The sequence below is a fragment of the Haloquadratum walsbyi J07HQW2 genome, from assembly GCF_000415985.1.
GTDB classification, from domain to species: Archaea; Halobacteriota; Halobacteria; order Halobacteriales; family Haloferacaceae; genus Haloquadratum; species Haloquadratum walsbyi_B.
In genome coordinates this window covers 2,233,911-2,236,880 of sequence record NZ_KE356561.1, presented here as the reverse complement: position 1 = coordinate 2,236,880, position 2,970 = coordinate 2,233,911, and the positions used below count along the sequence as shown (strand labels likewise).

The following is a 2,970-nucleotide window of genomic DNA, read 5'->3' as shown; positions in this document are numbered from 1 at the left end:
GTGTTCTAACTACCCGAGACGTCGCGCCACTTATCGCTGCTAAGGTCACTCCGTGCTTGGGTCGCTGTCTAGTTCGCACAACCCTTTGTGGAGCCGCGTGACGTACCCATGCTCGGTCAGTCGCTGGAGTCGGTTCCGAACGTGTGCGCGAGAGTATTCCTGTTCTGCGGCGATATAGGCTGGCGTACACCGACCCTCCCGGAGCATTTTGAAGATAGCACGGTCTGTTGGGCTGAGGTCAATTTCGGTCATAGTAATAGTATATTATGTTCCGATATGACTCTTATGTTTGTGTGCATACGTTCGAAATGGTTATATACTGACTGCTGCCTAAAGTGTAGTAGGAAGCCCCGGAATTGTCACAGAAAAAGTGGCCTCGTGCTGTAACACGAGACCGGTGCTTCCGATTGGAGACCAGAAGCAATGACAATTGACGCCAAGCCGGTAAAAAAGAGTATCGTCAGCGACCTCGAATTCGATGTTCGGACATCCAAACGGGTCGCGTGGTCGCGATGGGAGTTCACTGTTGTCGCTCCTTTTGAGATAGAAGTCTGTAACGCCAGCTATGGATTTGAGAAAAATGAACACACGTACCGAGTGATGGTCGATGAACAGGGAATTCCTGTCTCATGTACCTGCAAGGGGTTTACACATTATCACAGTCCGAATGGTCGGGTCTGCAAACATATGCTAGCAGTAGCTGTTATTGGAGGCCCAACTTTGCTCAATGCAGCTGTCGCCTTCTCGCCGCACTCAGAGCCATCCGGAGAGACCGAGACCGAAACTATGTATGAGCGGTTAAAACCCGATGGGGGGGCTCCTGAGGCGACTGTGGAGACTGAGACCGAGGCAGAAACGTGTCCAAACGATGACCCACATTGTGATGGGCCGGATGCTGAGGAACTCTGTTGTTTCGAGTGTTATCTGTCTCGATAGGATAGTAGCGGGTTTATTTTACGACAGATTTTTGATAGGTAGCTGTGTACTGGAAGTATGTCTGATTCAGATGATGACGAAGTTATTGGGTCAATAGCAGGAAATTCAACGGCGACATACGACCAAATTCGGGTTGAAATGGAGTCGGGAGAGTTTGTTGTGACTGGATTTTATCTTGAGACAGAGACAGTTTACAGAGCAGAGATGCTGTCTATTGGTGGCGTCGAGGTTCAGGGATTAACTGGTAAGCTGGAATTGAATAATGCTGATAACAAGTATCTCTGGCTGATTACAGAAGAGTCGGGTAGTATTCAGATACGTAATGAGAAACCAGAATGACTTGATTATATGCCAATTAAGAGTCCAGAGATGGCTTACTCAATTCATCAAGTTCCTCATATCCATATCCTGACATCCAATAGACGAATTTACCATCGACAGTTTTCCTTTCAACTAATTTTCTCTTCCATAGGTCTTTTATTTGGGCGGTAATTGAACCCGTTTTGTCGGGCGATTCTTCGACAATATCCATTACCGGTATCTTATCTTCTTCGCCGCTTGACAGCTGGTTAAGCAAATAAAGTGTCCGGTGATGAACAGTATCTTGTTCTATACCACCAAGACTACGTCTATCAGATTTACTTTTGTGATTTTGGTCATCCTTCTGATTACTCTCTGCATCGGTATCGCTTAGATTTTCTAGGGATTTGAATTCCTTCGCGTATACCCAAGTCGCTACAAGTTCCCCCTCACTAGTTAATTGCTTTTCATGAATTGGAAGTGGCCCCCCATCGTCCGACTGTGACACAGTGGTTGAATCTGGAAAGAATATACTCTCGGTCTTCGGGTTGGTGTGCTCAAAGTGACCTTTTTGTTTCCAAGTTGGGTTGTCTATCAGGGGAGGATGCTCAAGTTCATAAAGGGTACTCCCTCCACTCCAGGTTCCCAATGCGTATGTTCCCTTTTTAATATTTTTTCGTGGTGGTATCGGCGGGTTGTCAGAATCTCCACTCATTCGAGATAAATTCTCATTATGTGTATAGCTGGACTGCTGAGGTGTACTACCTGGTTGGTTCGGAAGATGATTATTCTCGCTCATTTATGGATAATAATTAACTGAAAAATATCTCTGGTAATGCCGTAATTTGAGAGGGAATCAATAAAGATTTAACGGTAATAATTTCCGCATAAAACGAATATGAGCTAATCTCATCATACGTTAGTCCTAATTGCTTTCCGCCTATCTGACCTGCTCGTCATAGCTACTATCACCGCAGTCATTTATTATGAAGGGTTGCGTTTGGTTGGACTATTGGTGGGTTTACAGAGACATTGAAAGTTCTCGTAACTCAATTGATGTAGGAAAATACAAATAAGTAGCCAATCAAAATATATACCCCAGAAAACACATAATAGGCAACTGTCCCAAACAATGCCCACACCTGTCGGCTATCATTCTCAAATGTGTCTAAAACATCCCTGAGATTGCTTGCATCTTTGTTAAGATTTGGTAGTATATATTTGTCTAACCAACGAAGATATATAGCCGCTAGGACTGCCCCAGTAACCGAAAAGACAAATTGGACTTGGTCAAAGACGGTCTCGTCTACTGGTATTGAGAGAATTAATAGTAGTGTGAACAACATCAAAGACCCTTCCAAAACCCATTTTAGTGCGGCACCCCCGCCAAGGTACGGTGATGCAATAAATAACAAAAATCCACCGAGTAGGAATAAACCAACTAACCATCGTATTGAGCCATCTGATACTGAGGCTGGGAAATTATCAAACGCAAATATGAAATAATTAATAAATAGCGATGAAGATAGAATTCCTAAAAAGAGGGAAGTAATATATCCATATTTGTAATTAAGTATGGGCCCGGAGCCTTCAAAAAAAGTATATCCAAAACGCTTCTTCCTGTCGTGGAAGTATTTACAATAGTAGGAGTGAGTGGCTGAAATGAGAAAGAAACCTACCCCCACATACAACGATATAATAACTCTCTCAAGCATCGTACGTTCTAAGTCTGTT

5 protein-coding genes are annotated in these 2,970 nt (G+C 43.8%); 2 read left to right on the top strand and 3 right to left on the bottom strand.

The features are described 5' to 3' along the window. Positions 1–45: 45 nt before the first annotated feature. A complete protein-coding gene (locus tag J07HQW2_RS10465; protein ID WP_021055473.1) occupies positions 46–252 on the bottom strand; it encodes a winged helix-turn-helix domain-containing protein in 207 nt (68 codons plus the stop codon). Between the two features lie 171 nt (positions 253–423). On the opposite strand from J07HQW2_RS10465, the gene J07HQW2_RS10460 reads away from it, so the two are divergent. Both J07HQW2_RS10460 and J07HQW2_RS10455 read left to right on the top strand, forming a co-directional pair. After that, positions 424–936: an SWIM zinc finger family protein gene (locus tag J07HQW2_RS10460; RefSeq protein WP_021055472.1), complete on the top strand. Its 513-nt coding sequence runs from the start codon at positions 424–426 to the stop codon at positions 934–936. 57 nt (positions 937–993) lie between these two features. Then, positions 994–1,275, top strand: coding sequence for a hypothetical protein (locus J07HQW2_RS10455; RefSeq protein ID WP_021055471.1), 282 nt, complete (start codon positions 994–996; stop codon positions 1,273–1,275). 16 nt (positions 1,276–1,291) lie between these two features. On the opposite strand, the gene J07HQW2_RS10450 is transcribed toward J07HQW2_RS10455, so the two are convergent. Beyond that, positions 1,292–1,951 carry a hypothetical protein gene (locus J07HQW2_RS10450; protein WP_048075244.1) on the bottom strand — a complete coding sequence of 220 codons (660 nt, stop codon included), beginning with the start codon at positions 1,949–1,951 and terminating at the stop codon, positions 1,292–1,294. A 334-nt stretch (positions 1,952–2,285) separates the two neighbouring features. Beyond that, a partial coding sequence (locus tag J07HQW2_RS10445; protein WP_021055469.1) for a hypothetical protein occupies positions 2,286–2,970 on the bottom strand: 685 nt, incomplete at its 5' end.

Bases quoted from the DNA above. Each gene is read 5' to 3' on its own strand.
- J07HQW2_RS10465 (WP_021055473.1), bottom strand. From the start codon at position 252: ATGACCGAAATTGACCTCAGCCCAACAGACCGTGCTATCTTCAAAATG.
- J07HQW2_RS10460 (WP_021055472.1), top strand. From the start codon at position 424: ATGACAATTGACGCCAAGCCGGTAAAAAAGAGTATCGTCAGCGACCTC.
- J07HQW2_RS10455 (WP_021055471.1), top strand. From the start codon at position 994: ATGTCTGATTCAGATGATGACGAAGTTATTGGGTCAATAGCAGGAAAT.
- J07HQW2_RS10450 (WP_048075244.1), bottom strand. From the start codon at position 1,951: ATGAGTGGAGATTCTGACAACCCGCCGATACCACCACGAAAAAATATT.